The sequence below is a fragment of the Methylobacterium sp. WL103 genome (genome assembly GCF_008039885.1).
In the GTDB taxonomy this organism is placed as follows: domain Bacteria; phylum Pseudomonadota; class Alphaproteobacteria; order Rhizobiales; family Beijerinckiaceae; genus Methylobacterium; species Methylobacterium cerastii.
In genome coordinates this window covers 1-1,413 of the sequence record NZ_VRUX01000854.1, presented here as the reverse complement: position 1 = coordinate 1,413, position 1,413 = coordinate 1, and the positions used below count along the sequence as shown (strand labels likewise).

Sequence of the window (1,413 nt, the reverse complement as noted above, 5' to 3'; positions counted from 1 at the left end):
CCCCTCGGCCTCGGCACCGATGCCGGCGGCAGCATCCGCGTGCCGGCGCATTATTGCGGCCTCGCCGCCCTGAAGCCGACCTCCGGCCGCATCCCGCGCACGGGGCAGTTCCCCCGGCCGATGGGCGCGCGCAACAGCGTGTTCCACGTCAGCCTGATCGCCCGTCGCGTCGACGACCTCGCGCTGGCGCTGCCGATCGTCGCCGGGCCGGATTTTTCCGACTACACCATCGTCGATATGCCCCTGCGCAATCCCCGCGCGGTCGTCCTGCGCGGAATGAAGCTCGCCTACTTCGACGACGACGGCGCCTCCGCCCCGACCCCGGAGATCGCCGCCGCGATCCGCTCGGCGGCGCGGGCCTTCGCGGAGGCGGGCCTCGCTGTCGAGGAGCGTCGCCTGCCGGACGCGGACAAGGCGGCTGCCATCTACTACGACATGACCCGAGGCGACGGCGGCGCCGGCACCCGCGCCTTCCTGAGATCGATCGGCACCGACCGGATCTCCCCGCTGTTCGAGCAGTCGCTGAACTCGCGCGCGGCGCCGGCCATGCCCGACATCACCGCGGCGCTGGCGGCGTTCAACCGCTGGGACGCGTTCCGCAACGCGCAGCTCGCGTTCCTGCACGGCTACGATGCGGTGCTCTCGCCAGTCCTGCCCTACGTGGCGCCGCCGCACGGCACCAGCTTCGATCCGGTGCTGCAACGCGGGGCGGGCTATGCCCAGAACCACAACCTCACCGGTTGGCCGGCGGTGGCCGTCCGCGTCGGGACCTCGCCGGAGGGGATGCCGATCGGCGTGCAGGTGGCGGCCCACCCGTGGCGCGAGGACGTCGCCCTGGCGCTCGGCCGCCATCTCGAGGCGAGCTTCGGCGGCTTCTCCCCGCCTGCGCTCTGAGCGATCGCCTTACTCGCCCGGTGTCCAGTCGATCCGCGGGCGCTGCGCCAGAATGCGGTCGAAGTAGTTGGCCACCGCCTGCGCCCCGTCCGAATGCATCATCGCCACCGGGTGGGCGAGGTAGGCGCGCGCCAGTTCCAGCGGCATCTCTCCGCCCTTCAGAGCGCTCAGCACCGCATCGATGAAGGCGTCGTTGGCCTCGTTGAAGTCGTTCGACAGCTTCTTGCGGTCGTTCAGGGCCTTGATCGCCATCGCGCATGCTCCGTGCCGCCCCCGTGGCGACGCGGTTCTACGGATAGGGGGACGGATCGTTCCGCGATGCGGATGCCCCCCGGGTCATGGAAGGGCGTCGCTGTTCGCCTGGGACGCCACTTCCAGTCTCTGTCATGTCCCTGTCGTGAAAATCCGCAAAAGTTCCATTTCGCCTGTTGACGGGCTGCGTGGGTGTCCGTATACCCCTGTTCATCGAACGGGGGCGGCGGCGACGCGGTTCTGGTTCGGGACCACCGACATGACGAG

General features: G+C 70.1%; 2 protein-coding genes. One reads left to right on the top strand and one right to left on the bottom strand.

The genetic code is table 11. From position 1 onward, the window contains the following. Positions 1-894, top strand: an 894-nt coding sequence (locus tag FV222_RS26095; protein ID WP_147816032.1) for an amidase, incomplete at its 5' end; no start/stop codon positions are given. 9 nt (positions 895-903) lie between these two features. On the opposite strand, the gene FV222_RS26090 is transcribed toward FV222_RS26095, so the two are convergent. Beyond that, a complete protein-coding gene (locus tag FV222_RS26090) occupies positions 904-1,146 on the bottom strand; it encodes a hypothetical protein (RefSeq protein ID WP_147816030.1) in 243 nt (80 codons plus the stop codon). Positions 1,147-1,413 lie beyond the last annotated feature (267 nt).